The sequence below is a fragment of the Candidatus Palauibacter polyketidifaciens genome, assembly GCF_947581785.1.
In the GTDB taxonomy this organism is placed as follows: domain Bacteria; phylum Gemmatimonadota; class Gemmatimonadetes; order Palauibacterales; family Palauibacteraceae; genus Palauibacter; species Palauibacter polyketidifaciens.
The window spans coordinates 15389-38956 of the sequence record NZ_CANPVO010000040.1 but is presented as its reverse complement, the minus strand read 5'-3'; the positions used below and the strand labels follow the sequence as shown (position 1 = coordinate 38956).

The following is a 23568-nucleotide window of genomic DNA, read 5'->3' as shown; positions in this document are numbered from 1 at the left end:
GGCGGTGCCGCAGCTCAGCGCGGACGCCGTCTCACCAGGTCCGGATCGGACGGTAGCAGCGTCGCGTCATCCGTCGGCACGAAGTCTGCCGAGCGGGTGAGGGGAACCGGGGGCTCCCACAGCTCTGTGTCCGGCTGGAACGCGGCCCAGGCGAACCAGAAGGCGTGGTACGCCTCGGGGTGAGGCTCGAGTCTCTCTCCGTCGAGCGGGCCCGCCACGGCCTCGCCGCCGAAGTTCCACACGCTCCCCGTTTCCACGTCCTGCCGGCGACCTTCGACGACCTCGAACGTGAGCGACCGGCCGTTGGCACGGGCGTGGTAGACTCGCGCACTCTGCGCGACGGAGTTCCAGAACGCGACCACGGGCTCGCCCCCGACGCGGGCACTCGCGGCCCAGACGGTGAAATTCTGCCCCTCCTGGTCCTGTGCGGCCACCTCTCGCAGGTCCGAGATGGCGAACGCGTAGCCGCCGGTCCCCGACGGGACCCCGACCACGCGCTCCTTGGGCTTTCGCCGCAGGTCGATGGGGGCGGACGTCGGATAGAAGAGCGATGCGTTGTCCGGGTCCCGGTAGTTCCCGTACGGGTAGAGCGTGTAGAGGAAGTCGTGCCCCGTCACGCGCGTTGCGATCCAGGTGTCCTGAAAGACCTGGAGCCAGGCCCCGTACACCATGAGTTCGTACGGTACGCGCTTCAGGTTGACGCCGTCCTGCGGGCCGCAGGTGGCGGATCGCGTCAACTGGGGGTAGAGCGTCCCGGAACCATCGTCCATCACGAGATTGTTGTCGAGGACGTAGTTGGACACCGCGAAGTCCGGCGTGTCGGTCGCCGCGGGATCAAAGACCCGGACAGACCCGGTGAGCGGCGAATAGGTGATCGTGAGCCGTTCTCCCGTCGCATTCGGGACGGTCGGGTCGACGTCGGCCTGCAGGTTCAGAACCTCGTGATACCAGAGGAGCTTCAGGGGTATCGCGAGAGGCTGGCCGTTGAATTCGAGCCCGATCACGAGGTCGCCGCGATTGACGTAACCGACGTGGGGCGCGATGAGCCGCGTGGCGACGTCGGGATTGGTGAGCGCCGGAATGTTTGAGCGCGCGGCGCCGGCGTCCGTGAAGTTCATGAGCGGAAGCGAGCAATCAGAGAACGGGGGCGGCGGCCCAAAGCCCTCGCCGGTGCAGGCGGCGAGCCCCGCCACATACGGCACCAAGGCGATTCGGAGCAGACGACGGCGCAAGCCGACCCCTCGGGCGACACGACTCCTGGCTGGACTCATCCGGTGCCTCGCACCTGTCATGCTCCGTCACCGTCGGACGCGAGAGTGCCCAACGGTGCTTCGGACGGTAGGACCGGCGAGGCCGCCGGCCGTCGAGCTAGATGAACAAGGCCTCGTTCTCGGAATCGAACCCCTGGACGTCGGCCTTCTGCGTCCGCACATCCTTCTGGCCGACCTGACGCTGCCCGACGACGATCATCGCGATACTCGCGACGAGCGCCAGCGCGATCCTCAGCTTCTTCATGGCGTTCCCCCTCCCCCATCGTCCCTGCACCTAACGCCGCACCCAACGCCGGATCCGGACACAGATCGCTCCCATAGTATAAGGCCTTCCTGCCATTTAACGAACTCTCGGGCCCGATGGTGACACGTCGGATGGGAGAGTCAGCCTCGATGTCCCAGCGGTTGAGGGTATCCCCGGCCAGCGCGAGGTCGGTCGCCGCCAGGAGTATGCCTTCCGCATCCCGAGCCTCGAGGCGGACGAGATCGGCGCGCACCCGAACGTTCACCCGGACCGAATCCCGGCGCGGCACGGTATCGAGCGCGACGCTTCCCGCCCCCGCGGCGGCGAAGACGTACGCGTCAACGTCGAGCGGGTTGACGAGGAGAATCCGATATTCGCGGGTCGGACCCTCGCCCGGGAGCGGGGCAACCGCCGCGGCCTCGGCGGACGGCGTGGAATCGGGCGGGACGCCGGACGAATCGGACGTGTCTTCGGCCGGGGCGCACGCCGCCGCGAGCCACGCAAGGCCGAAGAGAACGTGGCCCCACCGGCATGGCCGCCCGTTCAGCGGTCCTCCTTCGCGCGGGCCGCCAGCTCACGGATCGCGCCGTCGTCCGCCGCCCTGAAGTCCAGCGCCCGTTTCACTTCCTCCGTCCGTCGTTCGGTTGTCCAGTCCAGCTCCGGGGCCACGACTTCGGCGACGCGGCGCGCCGCCTCCGGCGTCCCGGAGCGCGTCTCGAGGCCGACCCGCATCCGCCGGAAGAGAATATCCTCGACGTGAAGGGCCATCTCGCTCCGCACCGAATACACCGCTTCGGCCAGAAGGTGCGGCCTCCCGGCGACGACCCTCTCGCCGAGCCGCGGATTTCGATCGACGAGGTCGAGCACCCGGTTCGCTCTCGTCCCGTACGCGCGCGTGAGCCGGTCGGCGGAAGCGCGCTCGAGTCCCTGCGAGCGGGCACGTGCCCGGATCCGGCTGCGGAGCGCCTCCAGATCCCGGAATCGCGCGCCGGGGAGCGGAACCTTGTCCGTGTCCACCTTCCGAATCGCCTTCACGCCGGCCGGCGCAAGGAACGCCTGCACGCGATCCAGCGTCGCCTCGGCCATGTGCCGGTGAGAGGTCAGCTTTCCCCCGCTCAGGGTGAAGATGCCTGGGGGATGCTGATGGACCTCGAACTCCCTCGAGACGGCGCCCTCCTCGGCGCCCTCGTCGGCGCCGTCCGCGGGCGGCGCCACGAGCGGCCGCAGGCCGGCCCAGGCGCTGATCACATCTTCCGGTCCCAGCTTCGACGCGGGGAGCAGGCTACGGGTGGCCTCGAGCAGGTAGGCGATATCCCCGGGAGTGGCCGCGACCTCGTGCGCCGGGCCGTCGAAGAACTCGTCCGTCGTCCCGATGAGCGTCAGGTCCTCCCGCCACGGGAGGATGAACATCACGCGACCGTCCTGGGGCGCCTCGAAGATCAGGGCGCCGGAGTGCCCTACCCGTTCGCGGGCTATGTGGATGTGCGTCCCGCGCGAGGGCCGGATGCGGACGGCGGGCGCCGCGCCGTCGCCCGGGCCGGGTCCCGGGGGGCCCGCGCTGACGCGGTCGAGCGTCTGTTCGGCCCACGCGCCGGTGGCGTTGACGATCGCGAGGGCGTCGACTCCCACCTCCCGCCCGCCCTCCGCATCTCTCACCAGCGCCCGGTGGCCCGGCCAGTCGGAGGCGTCGATGCGCACGACCTCGGCCCGGTTGACCACGGTCGCGCCGGCCTCGGCGGCCGCCACGATGGTCGTGACGACCAGTCGCGCATCGTCGACCTGGGCGTCGTAGTAGCGCGCGCCGCCGAGCAGCCCCTCGGCGCGCAGCCCCGGTTCACGAGCGAGCATGGCCTCGGTGTCGAGCATCTGGTGGCGTTCGATGTTCCGGAACAGCGAGAGCGCGTCGTAGAGCCACATCCCCGCGTCCAGCTTCGTCCGGCCGATGCGGCCGTCCCGGAAGATCGGAAAGTGGAACTCCAGCGGCCGGACGAGGTGGGTCGCGATCCGGAGCAGCGTCCGCCGCTCCTGGCTCGCCTCGAACACGAGGTCGAACTCGAAGTGCTCCAGGTAGCGCAGGCCGCCGTGGACGAGGCGCGAAGAACGGCTGCTCGTGCCCGACGCGAAGTCCGCCGCTTCGACGAGAGCGGTGCGAAATCCGCGGCGGGCCGCGTCGCGCGCGACGGCCGCGCCGGAGATGCCGCCTCCGATGACGAGGATGTCGAAGGCGGTCTCCGCGAGGCTCCGGAACCGCTCCGCGCGCCCCGGAGCCGGGGTCACGGCTCGAGGACGAGCTTCCCGAAGACTCCGCCCGCCTCCAGCCGCTCGTGGGCCTCGCGCGCCCGGTCGAGCGGCCACACGTCATCGACGACCGGCGTGAGGGTACCGTCCAGCACGAGTGCCATCACCGCCTCGAACTCGGCACGCGTCGCCATCGTGGTCCCCATGATCGATGTCTGGCTCCAGAACAGGCGCGCGATGTTGAGCGTGCCCTTCGGCCCGGTCGTCGCGCCGTACACGACCATCCTGCCCGCAGGCGCCAACGCGCGGACGCAGCCCTCCCACGTCGCCGCGCCCACGCTGTCGAGGACGAGGTCGACGCCGCGCTTCCCCGTCTCCATCCAGACGCGCCGCGAAAAATCCTCCTCGAGACGATCGATGACGAGGTCCGCTCCGAGCGCCTCCACGCGCCGGACGTTGTCGGGTCCGCTCGTGACCGCGAATACCCGCGCCCCGTGGTGTTTCGCGATCTGAATCGCGGCGGTGGAGACGCCGCCCGAGGCCCCGGTGACGAGGACCGTCTCTCCCGGCGCCAGCCGCCCCCGCGACAGGAGTCCGCGCCATGCCGTCTGGTATACGAGGGGCGCGACGGCCGCCGTCGCGAACGGGAAGCCGTCGGGCAGTCGGACGAGGTTGCGCACCGGAACCGCGACCTTTTCCGCGAAGCCGCCGGGCACGTGCTCGCCGAGGATTCGGTAGGTCGTGCAGAGGGGGTGCTCGTTGCGCGCGCACCACTCGCAGTCGGCGCGGACGCACCAGAGGCCCGGGTTTACCGCGACCCGGTCGCCGGCCGCCCAGCCCTCCACTCCGTCCCCCGTCGCCGCGATCTCGCCCGCCACATCCGACCCTCCGATGTGCGGCATCTTCAGCGTGAGTCCCGGCAGGCCGCGCCGCGTCCACAGATCGAGGTGGTTGAGGCCCGCCGCGCGCACGCGGATCACCGCCTCTCCCGGACCCGCCGCCGGTTCGCGCAGGTCGCCGACGCGGATGACGTCGGGCCCCCCGTGTCGTTCGAAGTAGGCCGCTTTCATGGCCGCCAACCTACGGTTGCGCCGCAGTGAGTGCAGCGGGCCGCCGATGCTCGAAGCGGACGGGAGACCATCGTGTCGCAAGCGCGTCGCAGTCGGGGCACAACGGTTGAGAACGGGTCTCAACGAGGGTTGATAAGGGGTCGTCCGCCGCGTACTTTGTCCCGCCGATAATCGTTATCGGTTCATCTTGAATTGAACGCTGTATTTCCAGGCCGGCGCCCCTGGGTGACCGGCCTTTCGCACCAAGAGGACACGAATGTCAGAACCGCTTCTGTCGATACGCGGACTCCGGGCGAAAGTCGAAGGCGTGGAGGGGGAGATCCTCCGCGGCGTCGACCTGGACCTCCAGCGCGGCGAAGTGCACGCGCTGATGGGTCCCAACGGCTCGGGCAAGAGCACACTCGCCAAGGTCATCGCGGGCCACCCGGCGTACGAGGTGACGGCCGGCGAGATCCTGTTCGAGGGGGAGGATGTCCTCGAGCTGGAGCCCGATGAGCGGAGCCGCGCGGGGATCTTTCTCGCCTTCCAGTATCCGGCGGAGATCCCGGGCGTCTCGATCGCCAATTTTCTGCGCACCGCCGTCAACTCGCGGCTGGGCGAGGGCGAAGAAATGGACGTGTTCGGGTTCCAGCGCACGCTCACGGAGAAGATGGAGATGCTGAAGATGGACCCGGGCTTCGCCACCCGGTATGTGAACGACGGCTTCTCCGGCGGTGAGAAGAAGCGGAACGAGATCCTGCAGATGGCCGTGCTTCGGCCGGCACTCGGGGTTCTGGACGAGACGGACAGCGGACTCGACATCGACGCGCTCAAGGTCGTGGCCCGCGGAGTGAACCGCCTGTCGGAGGCCGACGAGGCGCTCGGGGTGCTGCTCATCACGCACTACAAGCGGATCCTCAACTACATCCAGCCGGACATCGTGCACGTGATGATGGCCGGCCGCATCGCGGAGAGCGGCGGCGCCTCGCTCGCCGACAAGCTGGAAGCCGAGGGATACGACTGGCTTCAGCGGGCGGCGGCGACCGTCTGATTCCGTAAGGGAAGGTGGAAGAACCATGCCTCAGAACGAGACCATCACCGGGCTAGGGCTCGACGAGTACAAGTACGGCTTCGTCACGGAGGACAAGCCCGTCTTCAAGGCCGTCCCCGGGCTCTCCAGCGACATCGTGCGCCAGATCTCGCTTCACAAGGAAGAGCCGGAATGGATGCTCGACTTCCGGCTGAAGGCGCTCGAGGTCTACTACTCCAAGCCGATGCCGAAGTGGGGCGGGGATCTCTCGAAGCTCGAGGACACGCTCGACGAGATCTACTTCTACCTCAAGCCGCAGGATCAGATGGAGCGGTCCTGGGACGATGTCCCGCAGGAGATCAAGGACACGTTCGAGAAGCTCGGGATCCCAGAGGCGGAGCGTAAGGCGCTCGCCGGGGTCGGGGCCCAGTACGAGTCCGAGATGGTCTACCACTCCCTGAAGGAACAGTGGGAGGAGCAGGGCGTGATCTTCGAGTCGATCGAGGATGGACTCGCGAAGCACCCGGAGCTGTTCCGGCAGTATTTCTCGACCGTCGTCCCCACGCACGACAACAAGTTCGCGGCGCTCAACTCGGCCGTGTGGTCGGGCGGGTCGTTCGTCTACATCCCGAAGGGGGTGAAGGTGGAGATCCCGCTCCAGGCCTACTTCCGGGTCAACGCGGAGCGCATGGGCCAGTTCGAGCGCACCCTGATCATCTGCGAAGAGGGGGCCGAAGCCCACTACATCGAGGGCTGTACGGCGCCGGTCTACTCGACGGACTCCTTCCACTCCGGCGTCATCGAGATCGTGGTCAAGAAGGGCGCGCGCTTCCGGTACACCACGATCCAGAACTGGTCGAACAACATGTACAACCTCGTCACGCAGCGAGCGCTCGTGCACGAGGAGGCGAAGATGGAGTGGCTCGACGGGAACCTGGGCTCGAAACTCACGATGAAATATCCGTCGTGCTATCTGGTCGGAGAGCGGGCGCACGGCGAGATCCTCTCCATCGCGTACGCCGGGGACGGTCAGCACCAGGACACGGGGGGCAAGGTGATCCACGCCGCCCCCAACACGACGTCCCAGATCACGTCGAAGTCGATCTCGAAGGGGCTCGGGCGCTCCTCGTACCGCGGACTGTGCAAGGTGTACGACGGCGCCGAGGGCGCGAAGTCCAACGTCGAGTGCGACGCCCTGCTGCTCGACGAGACGTCGCGGACGGACACCTACCCCTACATCGAGATCGATGAGAACACGGCGTCGATCGGGCACGAGGCCACGGTCTCGAAGGTCGGCGACGAGCAGCTCTTCTATCTGATGAGTCGCGGGCTCGACGAGGCGGAGGCGATGGCGATGATCGTGCGCGGCTTCATCGAGCCGGTGGCCAAGGAGTTGCCGCTCGAGTACGCGATCGAGCTGAACCGGCTGATCGAGCTGGAGATGGAGGGATCGGTCGGATGAGCACGATGACAGCCGGGCCGGCGGAGTCTACGCTGGCCGCGGCGGATTTCGACACGCTTGCCGGCGCGCTGACGGAGCCGGAAGCGCTCGCGGGGGCACGGGCCGCCGCATGGGAGCGGTTCACCGCCCTTCCCTGGCCGACGAAGAAGTCGGAGGAATGGCGGTACACGGACCTCGCGAAGGTCGGCTTCGAGGCGCTCACGCCGGTGGTCCCGGCACCCGCGACGGCGGAAGCGCTGTCGGCGGACGTGCGGGAGGTGCTCGGACGCTCCGGGGAGCGGGCGGGCGTCGTCGTGCTGCGGGAGGGGCGGGTCGCGCACCTCGAACTCGAACCCGAGGTGGCGCGGAGCGGCGTGGTCCTGTCGTCGATCCGCGACGCGGCGGATCGGCATCCGGAGGTGCTGAGGCGGGCGCTGCTAGAGGCGCAGCCGGGCCCCGCGGAGGAGAAGCTCTGGGCGCTGCACCTCGCTCTCCTGGGCGGAGGCTATTTCCTCTACGTTCCGCGCGGCGTGGAGATGCCGGCGCCGATCCACGCGTTCCACATCGTCGAGCGGGCGGGGACGCTCTCCTCCGCACATTCGTTCGTGTACGCGGAGTCCGGTGCCCGGGCCGCGGTCATCGACGAGTTCCTCTCCGGCGACCTCGATGCGGAGACGGTCTCGCTTCACGGGGCGACGATCACCGGCGAGGGGGGCGCGGGGATCGAGTACGTCGCGCTCCAGCGCTTCGGCCGGGGCGTGAAGCGGTTCTCGACGCAGCACGTGACCGCGGGCCGCGACTCGCGCGTCGTGACCTTCAACGTCGCGCTCGGGGGCGACCTTTCGCGGGCGGACGTCACAAGCCGTCTCGACGGGCCCGGGAGCGACAGCGAGATGCTCGCACTCTGGTTCGGCGACTCCGACCAGCACTTCGACCACCACACGCTGCAGCATCACGCGGCACCGCACGCGCACAGCGATCTGCTGTTCAAGGGGGCGCTGACGGATGCCGGGTCGAGCGTCTTCCGCGGGTTGATCCGGGTCGACAAGGGAGCCCAGCTCACGGACGCCTATCAGACGAACCGGAATCTGCTTCTGAGCGAGAGCTCTCATGCCTCCGCGCTTCCCAACCTGGAGATCGAGGCCGACGATGTGCGCTGCTCGCACGGGGCGACGATCGGACAGGTCGAGGACGGGCAGCTCTTCTATCTGATGAGCCGCGGTCTCACGCGGCGCCAAGCGGAGCGCCTGCTCGTGTTCGGCTTCTTCGATGAGGTGCTCGGGCGCCTTCCGATGGAGGGGGTCCGCGCGCGCGTACGCGAAGCGATCGAGGAGAAGATCGGGCTATGAGCCGATTCGTCACGGTGGCCAGGGTCGACGACGTGCCGGAGAACGGAACGTGCGGGGTGATGGCCGAGGACTTGGCGATCGCCCTCATCCGCAGCGGGGGTGAGGTCTACGCGCTCGAGGACTGCTGCTCCCACGAAGAGTTCCCGCTCTCGGACGGCGAGGTCGAGGCGGGCGAGATCACCTGTCTTCTCCACGGGGCGCGCTTCGATCTGGCGACCGGCGCGCCGAGGGCGCTCCCGGCGGTCATGCCGGTTCGACGCTTCGACGTGCGGATCGACGGGGACGACATTCAGGTCGACCTCGGCTGAGCCGGACCCAGCCGAGGACCGGGGCCCGATGGCGGAGATGACGGATACGAAGCAGGCGACGGGCACCTTGGCGTCAGAGCGCCCCCCGGAGGCGGCCGGGCACGGCGATGCGGGTGACGTTTCGGAGGACGGCGGCTGGGATCTCGCGGCGATCCGGGCCCAGTTCCCCATTCTCTCGAGGGAAGTCCACGGCCACCCCCTGGCCTACCTCGACAACGCGGCGAGCTCGCAGCAGCCGCTCCGCGTGCTGAACCGGGTCGAGCGCTATCTGCGCGAGGAACACGCCAATGTGCACCGTGGCGTGCATCAGCTCAGCGCCGAAGCGACGGAGGCCTACGAGGGCGCCCGCCGTTCGGTGGCGGCGCATGCGGGGACGAGAGATCCGGCGGAGATCGTCTTCACGCGCGGCACGACGGAGGCGGTGAACCTCGTCGCGTCGAGTTGGGGGGACGCGTCCATCGGCGCGGGCGATGAGATCGTGCTCACGAAGATGGAGCACCATTCGAACCTCGTGCCGTGGCAGCTGCTCGCGGGCCGCACGGGGTGCAAGCTCCGTTTCGTCGACGTCACGCCCGAGGGCACGCTCGATCTGGACGACTACGACCGGCTCCTCGGAAAGCGATCCCGGCTGGTCGCCTGTACGCACGTCTCCAACAGCCTCGGGACCGTCAATCCGGTCCGCGAGATCGTGGACCGCGCTCACGCCGCCGGCGCGCTGACGCTCATCGACGGAGCGCAGGCCGCGCCCCACATGCTCACCGATGTGGCGAAGCTCGGGTGCGACTTCTACGCGTTCAGCAGCCACAAGATGTGTGGCCCTACCGGCGTCGGAGCGTTGTGGGCTAGGAGAGAACTGTTGGAGGAGATGCCCCCGTATCAGGGCGGGGGCGAGATGATCTCCGACGTGAAACTCGAAAGATCTTCCTGGGCGAAGGTTCCCCACAAGTTCGAGGCCGGAACGCCCAACATCTCGGGCGTCGTGGGCTTCGGCGAAGCCGCCCGCTTCCTCGCGGACCTCGGATCGGAGGCGATCGCGTCGCACGAAGACGCCCTGAAGCGCGCCGTTTTCGAGCGGCTCGACGAGATCGAAGGGCTTCACCTGTACGGCCCGCGCGAAGGGCGGACCGCGGTCTTCTCCTTCACCTACGGTGACATACATCCGCACGACCTCTCCACGATCCTCGACCAGCGGGGAATCGCGATCCGGGCGGGGCACCATTGCAACCAGCCGCTGATGGACCACTACGGGATCAGCAGCACGGCCCGGGCGAGCTTCTACTTCTACAATTCGCCGCGGGAGATCGACGTGCTGTGCGAAGGGCTCGCCCTGGCAGCCGAAGTCTTCGGCGGCATCGCCTGAATCCATGATCGAACCCCGTCCGACGACGCCGAGCTCCTCGGGACAATCTGCCACGCCCGGGCCGATCGACCGGGAAATCCCTTCGTCGCTCAACCAGCTGTACCAGGAAGTCATCCTCGATCACTACCGGAAACCCCGGAACAAGGGGCAACTGGACGGAGCCACGCACGCGATCACGATGAACAACCCCCTTTGCGGCGACGTGATCGAACTCATGTTGCGCGTGGAAGGGGGGAGCATCGCCGAGGCGCGCTTTCTGGGCCGCGGGTGCTCGATCAGCCTGGCGTCGGCGTCGATGCTCACGGGACGCGTGCGGGGCAAATCGCTCGAGCAGGCGCTGGAACTCTCCCGGAAGTTCACGCACCTCCTGCACGGAGACGGAGCGCTGCTGTCGGACGACGACCTCGGCGATCTGCGCACGCTGGCGGGGGTCTCGAAGTTTCCGGTCCGCATCAAGTGCGCGCTGCTGGCGTGGAACTGTCTCGAGGAGCTGGGCGACGGGACGGACGCCGACGGCGGCTCCGGGTGAACTCCGCGACTCCGGACGGAAGCCGCAGCTCGGCGTGAGCTCCGGCGGCCCCTCCGCTACCGTTGGCCGCGTGCTGCGGATCGCGGGTGGGGTCTATCACGTCGACGATTCCAGGACGGTAGTCCGGGCCTCGCTGCGGGGGCGCCTGAAGCGGACGGACTCGCGCATCGTTTCGGTCGGCGACCTCGTAGAGATGGAACGCGTCGGCGACGAGATGCGGATCGTTCGGCTTCGCGCGCGAAGCGGCGCGCTCTCCCGGCACGGTGTCTCCAAGCGGCGCGAGCAGGTGATCGTGGCGAACGTGGACCAGGTCGCCGTCGTCGTCTCGGTGACGGCGCCCGATCCCGACTTCCTCATGGTGGACCGACTGCTCGCGCTCGCGGCGCTGAGCGGCATCGATGCCTTCCTCGTCGTGAACAAGACGGACCTCGCGGAGCCTGTGCCAAACGCTGCGAGTTCCGGCGCGGCGGCCGGGAAGCCGGCACCCGGGGACGGCCTCGAACAGTACGCGGCGCTCGGCGTGGAGACGCTGCGGACGAGCGTCGAGTCGAGGGCGGGACTGGGGGCGCTTTCGGAACGCCTCGCGGGGCGGATCACGGTGCTCAGCGGGCAGTCGGGCGTGGGAAAGTCGAGCCTGCTGAACGCGATCGTGCCGGAACTCGACCTGCGCGTGGGCGAGATCAGCGAGCGGCGGGGGCGGGGGCGGCATACGACCGTGGCGTCGGCGCTCTATCGATATCCGGGGGGCGGCTACGTGGCGGACACACCCGGCCTGCAGTACCTGGCGCTGTGGGAGCTGGATCCGGCGGAACTTTCGGGGGGCTTCGTCGAGATCGCCGCGATGAGCGACGCCTGCCGGTTCGCGGACTGCCGGCATCGGGTGGAGCCGGACTGCGCGGTTCGCGCGGCCGTGGAGGATGGGAGGATCGGCCGGAGGCGGCTGGAGAGCTATCTGCGCCTCCTCGACGAGGCGGAGAAGGGTCGGTGAGCGAGGGTTGGAGCGCGGCACGGGTCGCTCATCGGCTGGTCACGGCGGGTCACACCGAGGTCGACCCCGGGGCGGCGGAGCGCCACGCGGCCGTGACCCTCGTGGTCCGTCCGCGCGGTCGCGACCTGGAAGTGCTTTTCGTCCGTCGGGCGGAGCTCCCCGGCGACCCGTGGTCCGGCCACATGGCGCTTCCCGGCGGGCACCGGGACGCGGCGGACGCCGATCTCCTGGAGACGGCGCGCCGCGAGTTGCGCGAGGAAGTGGGGCTCGATCTTCCGCGCAACGGGTTCCTCGGACGGCTCGACGACCTGCACCCGGTGACGCGCCGGATCCCGTCGATCCTCATCTCCCCCTTCGTCGCGTGGCACGGGGAGGACGCACGGGTCTCGACGAACGCCGAAGTGCAGTATCATGTGTGGGCTCCGCTCCGCGCGCTGCGCGATCCGGCACTGCGCTCGGAAGTCCGCTATCCCGATGGGGGCCACGAACATGTGTGGCCCTCCATCCTGTACGAGGACGACGCCATTTGGGGGCTCACGCACCGCGTCGTCATGAACTTCCTCGACATCATCACGGAGAGAACCGGCCAATGAGTGAAGTCGTCTACCGCTCGCACGTGAAGATCGTGCGACAGAAGGGTCCGTACCGCACGGCAGAGATCCCGGCCACGGATGCGCCAGTCGATTTCGGCGTCCACTCCGCGGTCGCCGAGTACTACGGCGTCCGCGACAACCGCGACATCGCCACGACACTCGACTATGTCATCGCCGCGACCGGCGGCTGACTGGCCGGAACCTTCGGGGGCGCGCTGGAAGCGCGCGGCGTCAAGGCGGATGAAGGACGGTTGGTGGCGAACGTGGAGGGCGAGGTCGAGACGGACGACGGCGTGCTCGTGATCCGGCGGATCCGGGCCCGATACCGTCTGCAGGCGGATGAAGCGCACGCCGATGCGATCCGGCGCGCGTTCGAGGCCCATCCGCCGAAGTGTCCGGTCTACCGAACGCTCTCCGGCTGCATCGACATCACGACGGAGCTCGACGTCGTCCCGGTCGACTGAACTCGCGGCGGCTCAGGCGAGTGGGTCGGCGAGACGGCCGTAGAGGTCGGCGAGGGCGGCGATCCCCTTTCGGTAGACTTCGAGGTCGATCCACTCGTCCGGGGCGTGCATGTTGCTTCCCGGAAGCCCGAAGCCGATGAGGAGCGCCGGAGCGCCGAACGTCTCCTCGAATTCCTGCACGATGGGAATCGAGCCGCCCTCGCGGATGTAGGCGGGCGGCGCGCCGAACCCCGACTCCAGCGCGGCGGAGGCGGCGTCAAAGACGGGATGTTCGGTGTCGGCCACCCACGGCGCGCCGCCGTGGGAGCGCTGGATCTCGACGGTCACGCCCTCCGGCGCGAGTTCGCGGACGCGGGCCTCGAAGGCTTCGACCACCTGCGCCGGGTCCTGATCCGGAACCAGCCGCATCGACACCTTCGCCATCGCATGCGAGGGGAGGACGGTCTTCGAGCCTTCGCCGGTGAAGCCGCTGAGCAGCCCGTTCACGTCGAGCGTGGGGCGATACCATAGCCGCTCCAGCGCGGAGAACCCGGCTTCCCCGCCGAGCGCCGGTGCGCCGACGCCCCTCCGGAGCGTCTCTTCATCCATGGGGAGGCGTTCGAGATCGGCACGCTCGCGGGGGCTGATGGGTCGAACCGCCTCGTAGTATCCCGGCACCGTGGCCCGGCCATCTTCGTCGCGGAGCCCGGCGAGGATGGCGGCCAGCGCGTTGGCGGGGTTCACGACCGCGCCGCCGTAGGTACCGGAGTGAAGGTCCGACCGGGGGCCGTGGACGTTGATCTCGGTGTAGACGATGCCCCGCAGTCCGGTCGTGATGCACGGCAACTCCGGGGAGAACATCCCGGTGTCGCTGACGAGGATCGCGTCACAGGCGAGCCGCGCGGCGTGCTCGTGGAGGAACGCCGCGAGGTGGCGGCTCCCCACTTCCTCCTCGCCCTCGATCACGAGCTTGAGATTGACGGGGACATCCGCCCCGGACGCCAGGCGCGTCTGGAGCGCCTTGATGTGCATGTGGACCTGCCCCTTGTCGTCGATCGATCCGCGGGCGTACAGGCGGCCATCGCGGACTTCCGGGTCGAACGGCGGGCTCGTCCACAACTCGTCGGGTTCCGAGGGCTGCACGTCGTAGTGCCCGTACACGAGCACGGTCGGGGCCTTTGCCGAGTGGATCCGTTCGCCGACGACGATGGGATGCCCCCCGGTCTCGATGACCTCGGCCTCGTGCATCCCGGCCGCGAGGAGGTGCTCCGCGACCCAATCCGCGCAGGCGCGGACGTCGTCCGCATGTCCGGGATCGGTGCTGATGCTCGGAATGCGTAGAAAGGCCTTCAGTTCGTCGTGAAAGCGAGGCAGTTCGCGGTCGATATGGGCGGCGAAATCGGACATGTGGCTCCCGGGCGGATCGAGGGGACTCGGCGTGCGGTGGCGGTTCGCGCGTGCGACTCGATGATCGGCGTGATCGACTATACGGACGAGGAGGCCTGCGGCAAGCGGCCGCGGTCAGTCGAAACGCTGCTCCGTGACGAGCGCGCCGATCCGCGAGGACGCGTCGAGGCCGAGGAGCCGGCGCAGGCCGGGGAGGCGGGCGAGGGCGAGGAGCGCTCCTGCGCCGGCGGCGCCGGACGGGCCCGCGATGATGCGGGCGCCCAGCCGACCGGACTCCAGCGCCTCGGCGCCGGCGGTCCATGCGGGCTCGGGGAGCGCAATGGCCGCGTCGAGCAGCGGCGCCAGACAGTCCCAGGCGACCGTCGACGCGACGCCGGCGGCGAGACCGCCCATCGCGGTGTGGAACGGCGGTTCCGCGATGCTCGCCCGGCCGAGTCGCAGGCTCCGGCCGAAGCAGTCGGCCCACCACGGCTCGACGGCGATGAAACGCGGCCGCCCCTCGCCGCACACCTGTGCGAAATGGCCGCACACCCCGGTCGCGAGGCCGCCGACGCCGGCTTGCACGAAGAGGTGCGTGAGCGGCGCCGCGCCGGCATCCGCGAGGTCGTCCAGCATCTCCGCGGCGAGGAGCGTGTAGCCCGCCATGATGCGGCGCGGCGTCTCCTCGTAGCCTTCGTACGCCGTGTCGGAGACGACGATCCAGCCGTGCCGCGCGGCCTCCCGGTCGGTGTGCCCCACGACGCCGTCGTACTCGCCGGGTACGCGGACGACTCTCGCTCCGTGTTCCTCGATCACGCGGGCGCGAGCCGGTATCGCGTCTTCCGGAAGGAAGATCACGCAGCGGCAGCCGAATTCGGCACTTCCCCACGCCACGGACCGGCCGTGGTTCCCCGCCGAGGCGGTCGTGACCGTGATCCCGGTCGCCAGCGGATGCCCGGCCCGCAACTCCGCCGCCGTCGGACGGGTGCCCGTCCGACGCTCGATCTCGTCCTGCAGCGCGCGCAGGACCGCGAAAGCCCCGCCGAGCGCCTTGAACGATCCGAGCCCGAAGCGCGACGATTCATCCTTTACCCGGACCGATTCCACTCCCAGCAACGCGGCGAGCCCCGGCAGTGTTACCATCGGCGTCGCGTCGTATCCATGCCAGCTTCGGATCACGTCCCTGGCCGTCGCGGCCGCGGACGGATCGAGGATCCTCTCCGCGGCCTCGCGCCGCAGCTGCGGTGAGCGGAGCGAAAGACGGAGCGCGCTCATCGCGCGGATGGCCGGAACCGGAGAGCCGGACGGTCTCGGCGCGCACCGTTGGCGGCGCGGCTCTGGAGCATCAGTTTCCCGGCGACCGTCGCCACAGTGCCCACAGCCCGGAGCGATCCCTTGGATCTCGGCCTCTTCTCGATCAGTCTCACGGTAAAGGACCTCGCCGCCTCGAAGGCGTTCTATGAGAAGCTCGGTTTCGTGCAGACGGGCGGTGACGCCGAGGCAAACTACCTGATCATGATGAACGGAGGGACCGTGGTCGGCCTCTTCCACGGCATGTTCGAGAAAAACATCCTCACCTTCAATCCGGGGCTCACGCGCGAGGGAAAGCCGATGGAGTCGTGGACGGACGTCCGGGAACTCGAACGGACGCTGCGGGAACGTGGCGTGGAGATCACGCAGGGGACGGAAGAGGCGGGTGACTCCGGGCCGGCCCACGTCGTGCTCGAGGATCCCGACGGCAACCCGATCCTCATCGACCAGTTCTTCTAGCCGCCCGTCAAGGATATCCTCGAGTGAAGCTCTCGGCCTTTCTCGCTGCCGCGGCCTGCCTGGCCGCCGTTCCCCTGCCCGCGCAGGAGGTGACGCCCATCGCCAACGGCAACGGCGCCCTCCGCGTCTTCTTCGACTGCGACGGCGGCCGCGGCATGTGCGACTTCGACTTCTACCGGCGCGAGATACCGTACGTGAACTACACGCGCGACCGCGAGGACGCGCAGGTCCACATCCTCATGACCTCGGAAGGCACGGGCAGCGGCGGCCAGCGCTTCACGCTCGATTTCATCGGGCGGGAGGAGTTCGCAGAGATCACGGATCGGCTCGAGGTGGTGACCCGCGTCAACCTCGCGGTCGAGCAGCGGCTGACCGAGGTCGCGCGCGTACTCGAACTGGGACTGCTGCGCTACATCGCCCGCACGGAGCAGGCCGCCAACATCGACGTCCGCTACGACGGTGCGGAGGGCGGCGAGGCTGCGGCCAGACCCGAGGACGACCCCTGGAACTTCTGGACCTTCCGGCTGCGCTCGAACGTCGAGTTCGAGGTGGACGAGCGCACCGAGGAGTACGAACTCGGGGGCGGGTTCTCGGCCGATCGCGTGACCGACGCCCTGAAGCTCGAATTCTCGATCGGCGGGAGCTACAACCGGAGGCTCTTCGAGACTTCGGACACGACATCCGTGACGAGCGTCCGCGAGAGCTACGATGCGGAGGGACTCAGCGTGTGGAGCCTGTCGGATCACTGGTCGGCGGGCGCCGCGTACGAAGTGGGACACTCCAGCTTCGCCAACGAAGACCTGCAGCTCCGGGTGGGGCCGGCTCTGGAGTACAACATCTTCCCCTACTCGGAGTCGACCCGGAGGCAGTTCAATTTTCTGTACACGATCGGCCTCCGGTATCACGACTACATCGAGCAGACCGTATTCCTCAAGCACGAAGAGGCCCTCCCCCACCACCGGTTCAGAGTCCGTCTCAGCGTCCGCCAGCCGTGGGGCGAATCGTACGGCTTCCTCACCTTCTCCCAGTTCCTCCACGATCCGTCCAAGAACCGCTTCACGGCCTTCGCGGGGGCCGATTTCCGGATCTTCCGCGGCCTGTCGCTGCGGCTGAACGCGAACTATTCGCGCATCCGCGACCAGCTAAACGTGCCCGCCGGCGACGCGACCACCGAGGAGGTGCTCCTGCGGCAGCGCATCCTGCAGAGCGGCTTCGAGTACGGCGTGTCGGTGGGCTTCTCCTACACCTTCGGGTCGATCTACTCCAACGTGGTCAACCCCCGGCTGGACCGGTTCTAGCAGCCCGTGGCAAAGCCCTGCTGCGGGCTGGCCGCCGCTCCGGCGGGCTCTTCCATCTAATCGCTCTTGCCGGCTGCCTTTAGCGATTCCTATGCTGAATCCGGCAGGCTGGTGTCGTGACGCGGAATCGGCGAGCTACCGAGAGTGCCGAGGCGTCCGTGTCTGCCAGGCGAGCAACGCCGCAGGGAAGAATGCATCGGCGTTCGAATAGCCGAGGTGTTCTGCGTCACGGCACCCGGGTCTCAGGCCTGCGCCGGATCGGGGACGGGACGTGTCAGGGGGGGCCACCCACCCTCAGGCGGAGGTAACGCCATGAACACGAAGTGCCTCGTCGCATCAGTCGCCGGTGCCGTCGTCCTTTTTGTGGGGGGCTACGTACTGTATGAGCTTGTGCTCGGCGGATTCTTCGCAGCCAACGCGGGGTCCGCCACCGGCGTCATCAAGGAGTCTCCCGACTTCCTCTGGATCGCCGTAGGCCAGCTCGCCTCGGGGGGCGTGCTCGCGACCGCCCTGGGCTGGAAGGGCGCGACGGACGTCGCCGGCGGCGCTCAGGCGGGCGCGAAGCTCGGCGCGCTCATCGCCGTCGCCTTCGGGTTCGTGATGCTGGGCGCGATGAACATTTCGACGCTCGCCTCGGTGGTCGTCGATGTCGTCGTCACCGGCGTCCTGTGGGGCGCGGCCGGCGCCGTCGTCGGCATGATGCTCGGACGCGGCGACTAGCCGCCGGCGAACTTCACCTAGCCTCTGCCTGTCGGGGGTCGGTCGTCCGGACCGGCCCCCACCGGCAGGGTGCGCCCATCTGGACAGGCCACGGCACCTCCTCCACGTTCTCCGACGTTCTCTCGTCGCCCGCTCTCCAAACGACAACCACGAGTCTTGCCATGAACTCCGTATACCGTGCCGGTCTCCGCCGCTTCCTTCCGTTCGCCGCCGTGATCCTGCTCGCGGCGCCGCTCGCCGCGCAGGAGACCGCGGAAGACCCGGCGAACTACCGCCTCGCGGCGCGCTTCGCACCGTACAAGATCCAGGATCTCGTCTACTCCACCTCGGTCGATCCGCAGTGGATCGAAGGCTCGGAGTCCTTCTGGTACGAATGGGAGACCTCCGACGGTTCTTTCTACCAGATCGTGGATCCGGTGGCGGGGACGAAGCGGCAGATCTTCGACAACGACCGCATCGCGGCCGAACTCACGCGCATCACGCGCGACCCCTGGGACGGCCAGCACCTCCCGATCCGCGCGATCAGGTTCATCGACGCGAACACGCTCCAGTTCGAGGTCGAGTCCTCGCAGGATGAGGAGGAAGACGAGACGGAATCGGAGATGGAGGAGCTGGACGAGGAGGAGGAGGAGGGCGAGCAGCAGCGCCGGCGCGCGCGCAAGAAGGTGTTCCACTTCGAGTACGACGTGAACACGCGGGTGCTGCGGGAACTCGAGGACTGGGAGGCGCCCGACAATCATCCGTCATGGGCCAGCGTGTCCCCCGACGGCCAGACGGTCATCTTCGCCCGCGACCACAACCTCCACATGATGAGCGGGGACGACTACCGGCAGTTCCTCGAGGCGCGCCGCGGGAAGAGCGGGGACGAGGCGGACGAAGCGGAGGAGGGGATCGAGGTCGAGGAGACGCAGCTCACGACGGACGGTGAGGAGCACTACAGCTACGCCGTGTTCGAGCGCGGAGATACGGACATCGAGCGGAAGGAGAACGCGGACGAGCGGAAGCGGGTGTCGATCTCGTGGGCCCGTGATTCACGCCGCTTCTCCCTCATCCGCCGCGACCGGCGCGAGGTGGGGAACCTCTGGGTCATCCACATGGTCGGCAACAAGCGGCCCGAGCTCGAGTCCTACAAGTACGACATGCCGGGCGAGGAGACCGTGAGCCAGCCCGAGCTTCTCATCTACGACCTCCAGGACCGGAACACGGTCGAGGTCGCAATGCCGGAGGAGTGGAAGGACCACCGCCTCTTCACGACTTCCGCGCGCCAGTTCCGCTATCCGGACAGCGAGGAGCCGTTCCGCTCGCTGTGGCTCTCTCCCGGCTCGGACGAACTTCACTTCGTGAGGCAGAGCCGCGACCAGCATCGCGTGGACGTGATGGTCGCGGATGCCGCGACGGGCGCCGCACGCGTGCTGTTCGAGGAGCGGCTCAACACCTACGTGGAGTTCCAGCGGCTCGAACTCCTCGAGTCGGGCGACATGCTGTGGTGGTCCGAGCGGGACGGCTGGGCTCACCTGTACCGGTTCGGGCCGGACGGCACGCTTCGCAATCGCCTCACCGAGGGTCCGTGGTCGGTGCGTCAGGTCGTCGGAATCGACGAGTCGGCCGGCGTCGTCTACTTCCAGGCCAACGCGCGCGAGGAAGGCGAGGATCCCTATTACCAGCACGTGTACCGCGTGAACCTTGACGGCTCCGGGCTGACGATCCTGAACCCCGGCGACTTCGATCACCGCGTCGAGATGGGGGAGTCGAACCGCTTCTTCGTCAGCAACTACTCGCGGGTCAACACGACCCCGGCGGCCGCGCTCCACGCGGCGAACGGTCGCCGGATCATGGACCTCGAGACGGCGGATTTCTCGAAGCTGGAAGAGGCGGGCTACGGTTTCCCCGAGCCCTACACCGTGAAGGCGGACGATGGCGTGACCGACCTGTACGGCGTGATCTACAAGCCGTTCGACTTCGATCCGGAGAAGACGTATCCGATCGTCGCCTACGTCTACCCCGGGCCTCAGACGGAGGCCGTTGCGAAGTCGTTCTCGACGGCGCGCTACGAGACGGCGCTGGCCCAGTTCGGGATGATCGTGATCACGGTGGGGAACCGCGGCGGCCACCCGGCTCGCTCGAAGTGGTACCACAACTACGGCTACGGGAACCTCCGCGACTACGGGCTGGCGGACAAGAAGACCGCGATCGAGCAACTCGCCGACCGGCACGACTTCGTCGACATCGACCGCGTGGGCATCTACGGGCACTCCGGCGGCGGCTTCATGTCGACGGCGGCGATGCTCGTCTACCCGGACTTCTTCAAGGTCGCGGTCTCATCCTCGGGGAACCACAACAACGACGTCTACAACCAGAACTGGTCGGAGAAGCACCACGGCGTGCGTGAAGTCGTTGACGACAGCGGGAACGTGACCTTCGAGTACGAGATCGAGCGCAACTCGGACCTCGCCGCGAACCTGAAGGGGCGTCTGCTGCTCACGACGGGAGACATCGACAACAACGTCCACCACGCCGGCACGCACCGCATGGCCGAGGCGCTGATCCGGGCCAACAAGCGCTTCGATTACTTCGTCTTCCCCGGCCAGCGGCACGGTTACGGGGACATGAGCGACTACTGGTTCTGGCTGCGCGCGGAGTACTTCGTGAAGCACCTGCTGGGCGATACGCGGTGGAGCCCGGACATCACGCAGCTGAACGTCGAGCAGGAGCAGACGGGCAGCCGCTGATCCGGCCGCCCGCCGCTCCCCGGCCCGCGAGCCGGGCCGGGGAGCCCGACGGACAGTCTAGGGAACGAGCTTGTTGGCGAAGTCGCCGCCCCGGACGATCGTCAGCTTCTCGGGATCGATGTGGCGCCGCAGCGCGGCCACCACGTCGCCGGCCGTCAGCGCCTCGATCGCGGCCTCCTGCTCCGCCGTGAATGCGAGCGGACGGTCCAGGAACAGACTGTTCGACAGCATGTTCGCGATGACGGCGTCGTTCGAGCGAGCGTTCTGCGCCTGGTCGAGGTATCCGCGCTTCGCGCCCTCGAATTCCTCTTCCGTGAACCCATCCGCCAGCATGACGTCGAGGATGTCCGTGAACGACGCCACGACCTTGTCTCCGTTCTCCGGCGCGAAGATCGCGAATGCGATGAACTGCGCGTTGTCATCGATCGGGGGCGCCCCGTAGTTCGAGCCCACGCCGTACGACAGGCCTTCCTCCCCCCGGATCCTGCTGAACATCCGTGAGTTCATGCCGCCGCCCAGGATGTGGTTGCCGAGGAGCAGGGCGGGGTAGTCGGGATGATCGTCGCGCATCTGAACCGCGAGTCCGGCGAACATCATGGCGTTCGCCTTGTCCGGCGTCTCGATGTCGAGGGTCAGCGGCTCGATCTCGCGGTATTGCACCGGCACGCGGGCGTAGGCTTCGCTCGCGGTCCAGTCCCCGAACAGTTCCTCGATCAGGGCGCGGATCTCCGCGGCGTCGAAGTCGCCGACGACGGACATGGTGCCGCCCTGCGCCCCGTAGAAGCCCTGCCAGAACGCGCGCGCCTCGTCCACCGTCGCGGCCTCGAGGCGCTCGATCTGCTCCTCGAAGGTCGGCGAGTAGCGGGGATGATCCGCCGGATACTCGCTGAAATGGCGCTGGAACGCCTGGACCACGAGGGCCTGTGGCTCCGACATCTGCGACTCGATGCCGGCCAGGCGCTCCTCGCGCAGCAGTTCGAACTCGTCCGCGTCGAAGGCCGGCTGCTGGAGGATCTCGGCGCCGAGCCGGAGGACCGCCGGGAGATTCTCCCGCACGGTCGTGAACGAGCCGCTCGCGATGGTGGCACCCCCGCCGATGTTTCCCTGGGCCTTGAGGCGATCGAGTTCATCGGAGATGTCCTGGCGGGATCGGTTCTCCGTCCCGCGCATCAGCATGGCGCCGGCGAGGGAGGCTGCCGTCGCCTTCCCCATGAGGGCGCCCTCCGTGCCGTGCCGCAGCGAGAAGCGCACGTTCACGGCGTCGCCGCGGTTCTCCTTCGCGAGAAAGGCGATCTTGAGGCCGTTGGGCAGTTCGAACCGCTCCGTCCGGACCTCGATGTTCTCGATCGTGGGCTCGAACGCCTCTCCCTCGGCCACCGCTTCTCGCCCCGTGTACGAGGCGACCAGAGCACCGACGTCCGGTGGCGCGGGGATCTCGGCGCGGGCCGGGGTCTCCTCCGTCGGGTAGTAATAGCCGATGGTCCGATTCGAGGGCTTCAGATAGGCCTGCGCGACCTGGTGGACCGCATCGGGCGTCACCCGCTCCAGGCGGTCGCGGTGCAGGAAGAAGAGGCGCCAGTCGCCCATCGACGCCCACTCGCTGAGCTGAAGGGCGATCCCCTGAGGGTTGTTGAACGAGAGTTCGATCCCCGAGAGAAAGTCCGTCTTCGCCCTGTCGACCTCTTCCTCCGTGGGAGGTTCGTCGACGAGCGCCTGAATCGTGGCGAGCATGACGTCGGCGGCTTCTTCGAGCGAATCGCCCTCGCGCACCTCCGTGCCGGCGAACAGGATGCCCGGCTCGCGCAGCTGGAAGTTGCCGGCGAACGCGTTGGCGGCCAGACCCGGCTCGACGAGCGCCTGATAGAGGCGCCCCGCGGGACGGGCGGTCAGGATGTGTGTCATCACGTCGACGGCGGCGAAGTGCTCGTGAGAGCCGGGCGGCATGTGATAGGCCGCCATCGCGAACTGGACATCGCCGACGCGCCGCAGGGTGACGGTCCGCTCGCCGTCCTGGGCGGGCTCGGCGGTGTACGTCGTGAAAAGCTGGTTCGCCCCCGTGCGGTCCGGCCGCGGGAGGACACCGAACTTCTCGGCGACGAGCTCGAGCGCCCGGTCCGGATCGAAGCGGCCGGCGACGACGAGGATCGCATTGTCCGGCTGGTAGTACTTCCGGTAGAAGGCCTGCAGCCGGTCGATGGGCACATTTTCGATGTCCGCGCGCGCGCCGATCGTGGAATTCCCGTAGTTGTGCCAGTCGTAGGCGGCGGACAGGACCCGCTTCTGAAGTACGCCCCGCGGGCTGTTCTCCCCCGCCTCCCATTCGTTCCGGACGACCGTCATCTCGGAATCGAGGTCCTCCTGGGCGATGAACGAGTTCACCATGCGGTCGGCCTCGAGGTCGAGCGCCCACTCGAGGTTCTCGTCCGTGGCCGGGAACGTCTCGAAGTAGTTCGTGCGGTCGAACCACGTCGTCCCGTTCGGGAAGGCGCCGTGCTCGTCCAGTTCCTTCGGGATGTCCGGGTGGTTCGGGGTCCCCTTGAATACGAGGTGTTCGAGGAGATGGGCCATGCCCGTCTCGCCGTACCCCTCGTGCCTTGAGCCGACGAGGTAGGTGATGTTCACCGTGATGCGCTGGTTGCTCTGGTCGGGGAAGAGCAGGAAGCGCAGCCCGTTGTCGAGTTGATACTCCGTGATCCCTTCGACGGTGGCGACCTCGGTGACGCCCGCGGGAAGCTGGGCTTCAACGGTATCGGGTACGGCCAGCACGGACACGAACCCCGCCACCGCCGCAAACCTGCGTGTCGTTCTCATCTCTTTCTCCA

General features: G+C 68.2%; 21 protein-coding genes. 14 read left to right on the top strand and 7 right to left on the bottom strand.

All coding sequences use genetic code 11. From position 1 onward, the window contains the following. Window positions 1-14: 14 nt before the first annotated feature. The 4 genes from RN729_RS11185 to RN729_RS11170 form a co-directional block, all read right to left on the bottom strand. Window positions 15-1232 carry a DUF3179 domain-containing (seleno)protein gene (locus RN729_RS11185; RefSeq protein ID WP_310784802.1) on the bottom strand — a complete coding sequence of 406 codons (1218 nt, stop codon included), beginning with the start codon at window positions 1230-1232 and terminating at the stop codon, window positions 15-17. Window positions 1233-1368: 136 nt separating this feature from the next. Continuing rightward, window positions 1369-1515: a hypothetical protein gene (locus RN729_RS11180; protein WP_310784800.1), complete on the bottom strand. Its 147-nt coding sequence runs from the start codon at window positions 1513-1515 to the stop codon at window positions 1369-1371. Between the two features lie 543 nt (window positions 1516-2058). After that, complete coding sequence (gene glpD, locus RN729_RS11175; protein WP_310784798.1) at window positions 2059-3792, bottom strand: glycerol-3-phosphate dehydrogenase; 1734 nt, start codon at window positions 3790-3792, stop codon at window positions 2059-2061. Next, window positions 3789-4823: a zinc-binding dehydrogenase gene (locus RN729_RS11170; protein ID WP_310784796.1), complete on the bottom strand. Its 1035-nt coding sequence runs from the start codon at window positions 4821-4823 to the stop codon at window positions 3789-3791. Before RN729_RS11170 ends, glpD begins: the two co-directional genes overlap by 4 nt. Window positions 4824-5079: 256 nt before the next feature. Between RN729_RS11170 and sufC the strand changes: the two genes are divergently transcribed. From sufC to RN729_RS11120, 10 genes are read left to right on the top strand one after another with little or no spacing between them, the layout of a single operon-like run. Further along, window positions 5080-5853: a Fe-S cluster assembly ATPase SufC gene (sufC, locus tag RN729_RS11165; RefSeq protein ID WP_310784794.1), complete on the top strand. Its 774-nt coding sequence runs from the start codon at window positions 5080-5082 to the stop codon at window positions 5851-5853. Between the two features lie 25 nt (window positions 5854-5878). After that, window positions 5879-7294, top strand: a complete 1416-nt coding sequence (gene sufB, locus RN729_RS11160; protein ID WP_310784792.1) for a Fe-S cluster assembly protein SufB — start codon at window positions 5879-5881, stop codon at window positions 7292-7294. Then, complete coding sequence (gene sufD, locus RN729_RS11155; RefSeq protein WP_310784788.1) at window positions 7291-8622, top strand: Fe-S cluster assembly protein SufD; 1332 nt, start codon at window positions 7291-7293, stop codon at window positions 8620-8622. Before sufB ends, sufD begins: the two co-directional genes overlap by 4 nt. Then, window positions 8619-8930, top strand: coding sequence for a non-heme iron oxygenase ferredoxin subunit (locus tag RN729_RS11150; RefSeq protein WP_310784786.1), 312 nt, complete (start codon window positions 8619-8621; stop codon window positions 8928-8930). Before sufD ends, RN729_RS11150 begins: the two co-directional genes overlap by 4 nt. 28 nt (window positions 8931-8958) lie before the next feature. Next, complete coding sequence (locus tag RN729_RS11145; RefSeq protein WP_310784784.1) at window positions 8959-10290, top strand: SufS family cysteine desulfurase; 1332 nt, start codon at window positions 8959-8961, stop codon at window positions 10288-10290. A gap of 4 nt (window positions 10291-10294) precedes the next feature. Beyond that, window positions 10295-10819: a Fe-S cluster assembly sulfur transfer protein SufU gene (gene sufU, locus RN729_RS11140; RefSeq protein ID WP_310784781.1), complete on the top strand. Its 525-nt coding sequence runs from the start codon at window positions 10295-10297 to the stop codon at window positions 10817-10819. A gap of 34 nt (window positions 10820-10853) precedes the next feature. After that, entirely contained in the window at window positions 10854-11807 is a 954-nt protein-coding gene (rsgA, locus tag RN729_RS11135; RefSeq protein ID WP_310784780.1) for a ribosome small subunit-dependent GTPase A, read from the top strand. Further along, window positions 11804-12400 carry a CoA pyrophosphatase gene (locus RN729_RS11130; RefSeq protein WP_310784778.1) on the top strand — a complete coding sequence of 199 codons (597 nt, stop codon included), beginning with the start codon at window positions 11804-11806 and terminating at the stop codon, window positions 12398-12400. Before rsgA ends, RN729_RS11130 begins: the two co-directional genes overlap by 4 nt. Beyond that, a complete protein-coding gene (locus RN729_RS11125) occupies window positions 12397-12591 on the top strand; it encodes a hypothetical protein (RefSeq protein WP_310784776.1) in 195 nt (64 codons plus the stop codon). The genes RN729_RS11130 and RN729_RS11125 overlap by 4 nt, the downstream gene beginning before the upstream one ends. Beyond that, the gene (locus RN729_RS11120) at window positions 12592-12864 is read left to right on the top strand and encodes an OsmC family protein (RefSeq protein WP_310784923.1); all 273 of its coding nucleotides are present in this window, start codon (window positions 12592-12594) and stop codon (window positions 12862-12864) included. 12 nt (window positions 12865-12876) lie between these two features. Here RN729_RS11120 and RN729_RS11115 read toward each other — a convergent pair whose 3' ends face one another. Together RN729_RS11115 and RN729_RS11110 are read right to left on the bottom strand one after the other, a co-directional pair. Then, window positions 12877-14250 carry a dipeptidase gene (locus RN729_RS11115; RefSeq protein ID WP_310784774.1) on the bottom strand — a complete coding sequence of 458 codons (1374 nt, stop codon included), beginning with the start codon at window positions 14248-14250 and terminating at the stop codon, window positions 12877-12879. A 114-nt stretch (window positions 14251-14364) separates the two neighbouring features. Then, entirely contained in the window at window positions 14365-15504 is a 1140-nt protein-coding gene (locus tag RN729_RS11110; protein WP_310784773.1) for a diaminopropionate ammonia-lyase, read from the bottom strand. Between the two features lie 120 nt (window positions 15505-15624). Here RN729_RS11110 and RN729_RS11105 point away from each other — a divergent pair, with 120 nt between their 5' ends. From RN729_RS11105 to RN729_RS11090, 4 genes are all read left to right on the top strand, one after another. After that, a complete protein-coding gene (locus RN729_RS11105; protein WP_310784771.1) occupies window positions 15625-15999 on the top strand; it encodes a VOC family protein in 375 nt (124 codons plus the stop codon). 23 nt (window positions 16000-16022) lie between these two features. Further along, entirely contained in the window at window positions 16023-17297 is a 1275-nt protein-coding gene (locus tag RN729_RS11100) for a hypothetical protein (protein ID WP_310784769.1), read from the top strand. A 312-nt stretch (window positions 17298-17609) separates the two neighbouring features. Continuing rightward, the gene (locus tag RN729_RS11095; protein WP_310784767.1) at window positions 17610-18017 is read left to right on the top strand and encodes a hypothetical protein; all 408 of its coding nucleotides are present in this window, start codon (window positions 17610-17612) and stop codon (window positions 18015-18017) included. 161 nt (window positions 18018-18178) lie between these two features. Beyond that, on the top strand, window positions 18179-20746 hold the full coding sequence (locus RN729_RS11090; RefSeq protein WP_310784766.1) for a DPP IV N-terminal domain-containing protein: 2568 nt from the start codon (window positions 18179-18181) through the stop codon (window positions 20744-20746). Between the two features lie 57 nt (window positions 20747-20803). On the opposite strand, the gene RN729_RS11085 is transcribed toward RN729_RS11090, so the two are convergent. Beyond that, a complete protein-coding gene (locus tag RN729_RS11085; protein ID WP_310784764.1) occupies window positions 20804-23557 on the bottom strand; it encodes a pitrilysin family protein in 2754 nt (917 codons plus the stop codon). Window positions 23558-23568: the final 11 nt, after the last annotated feature.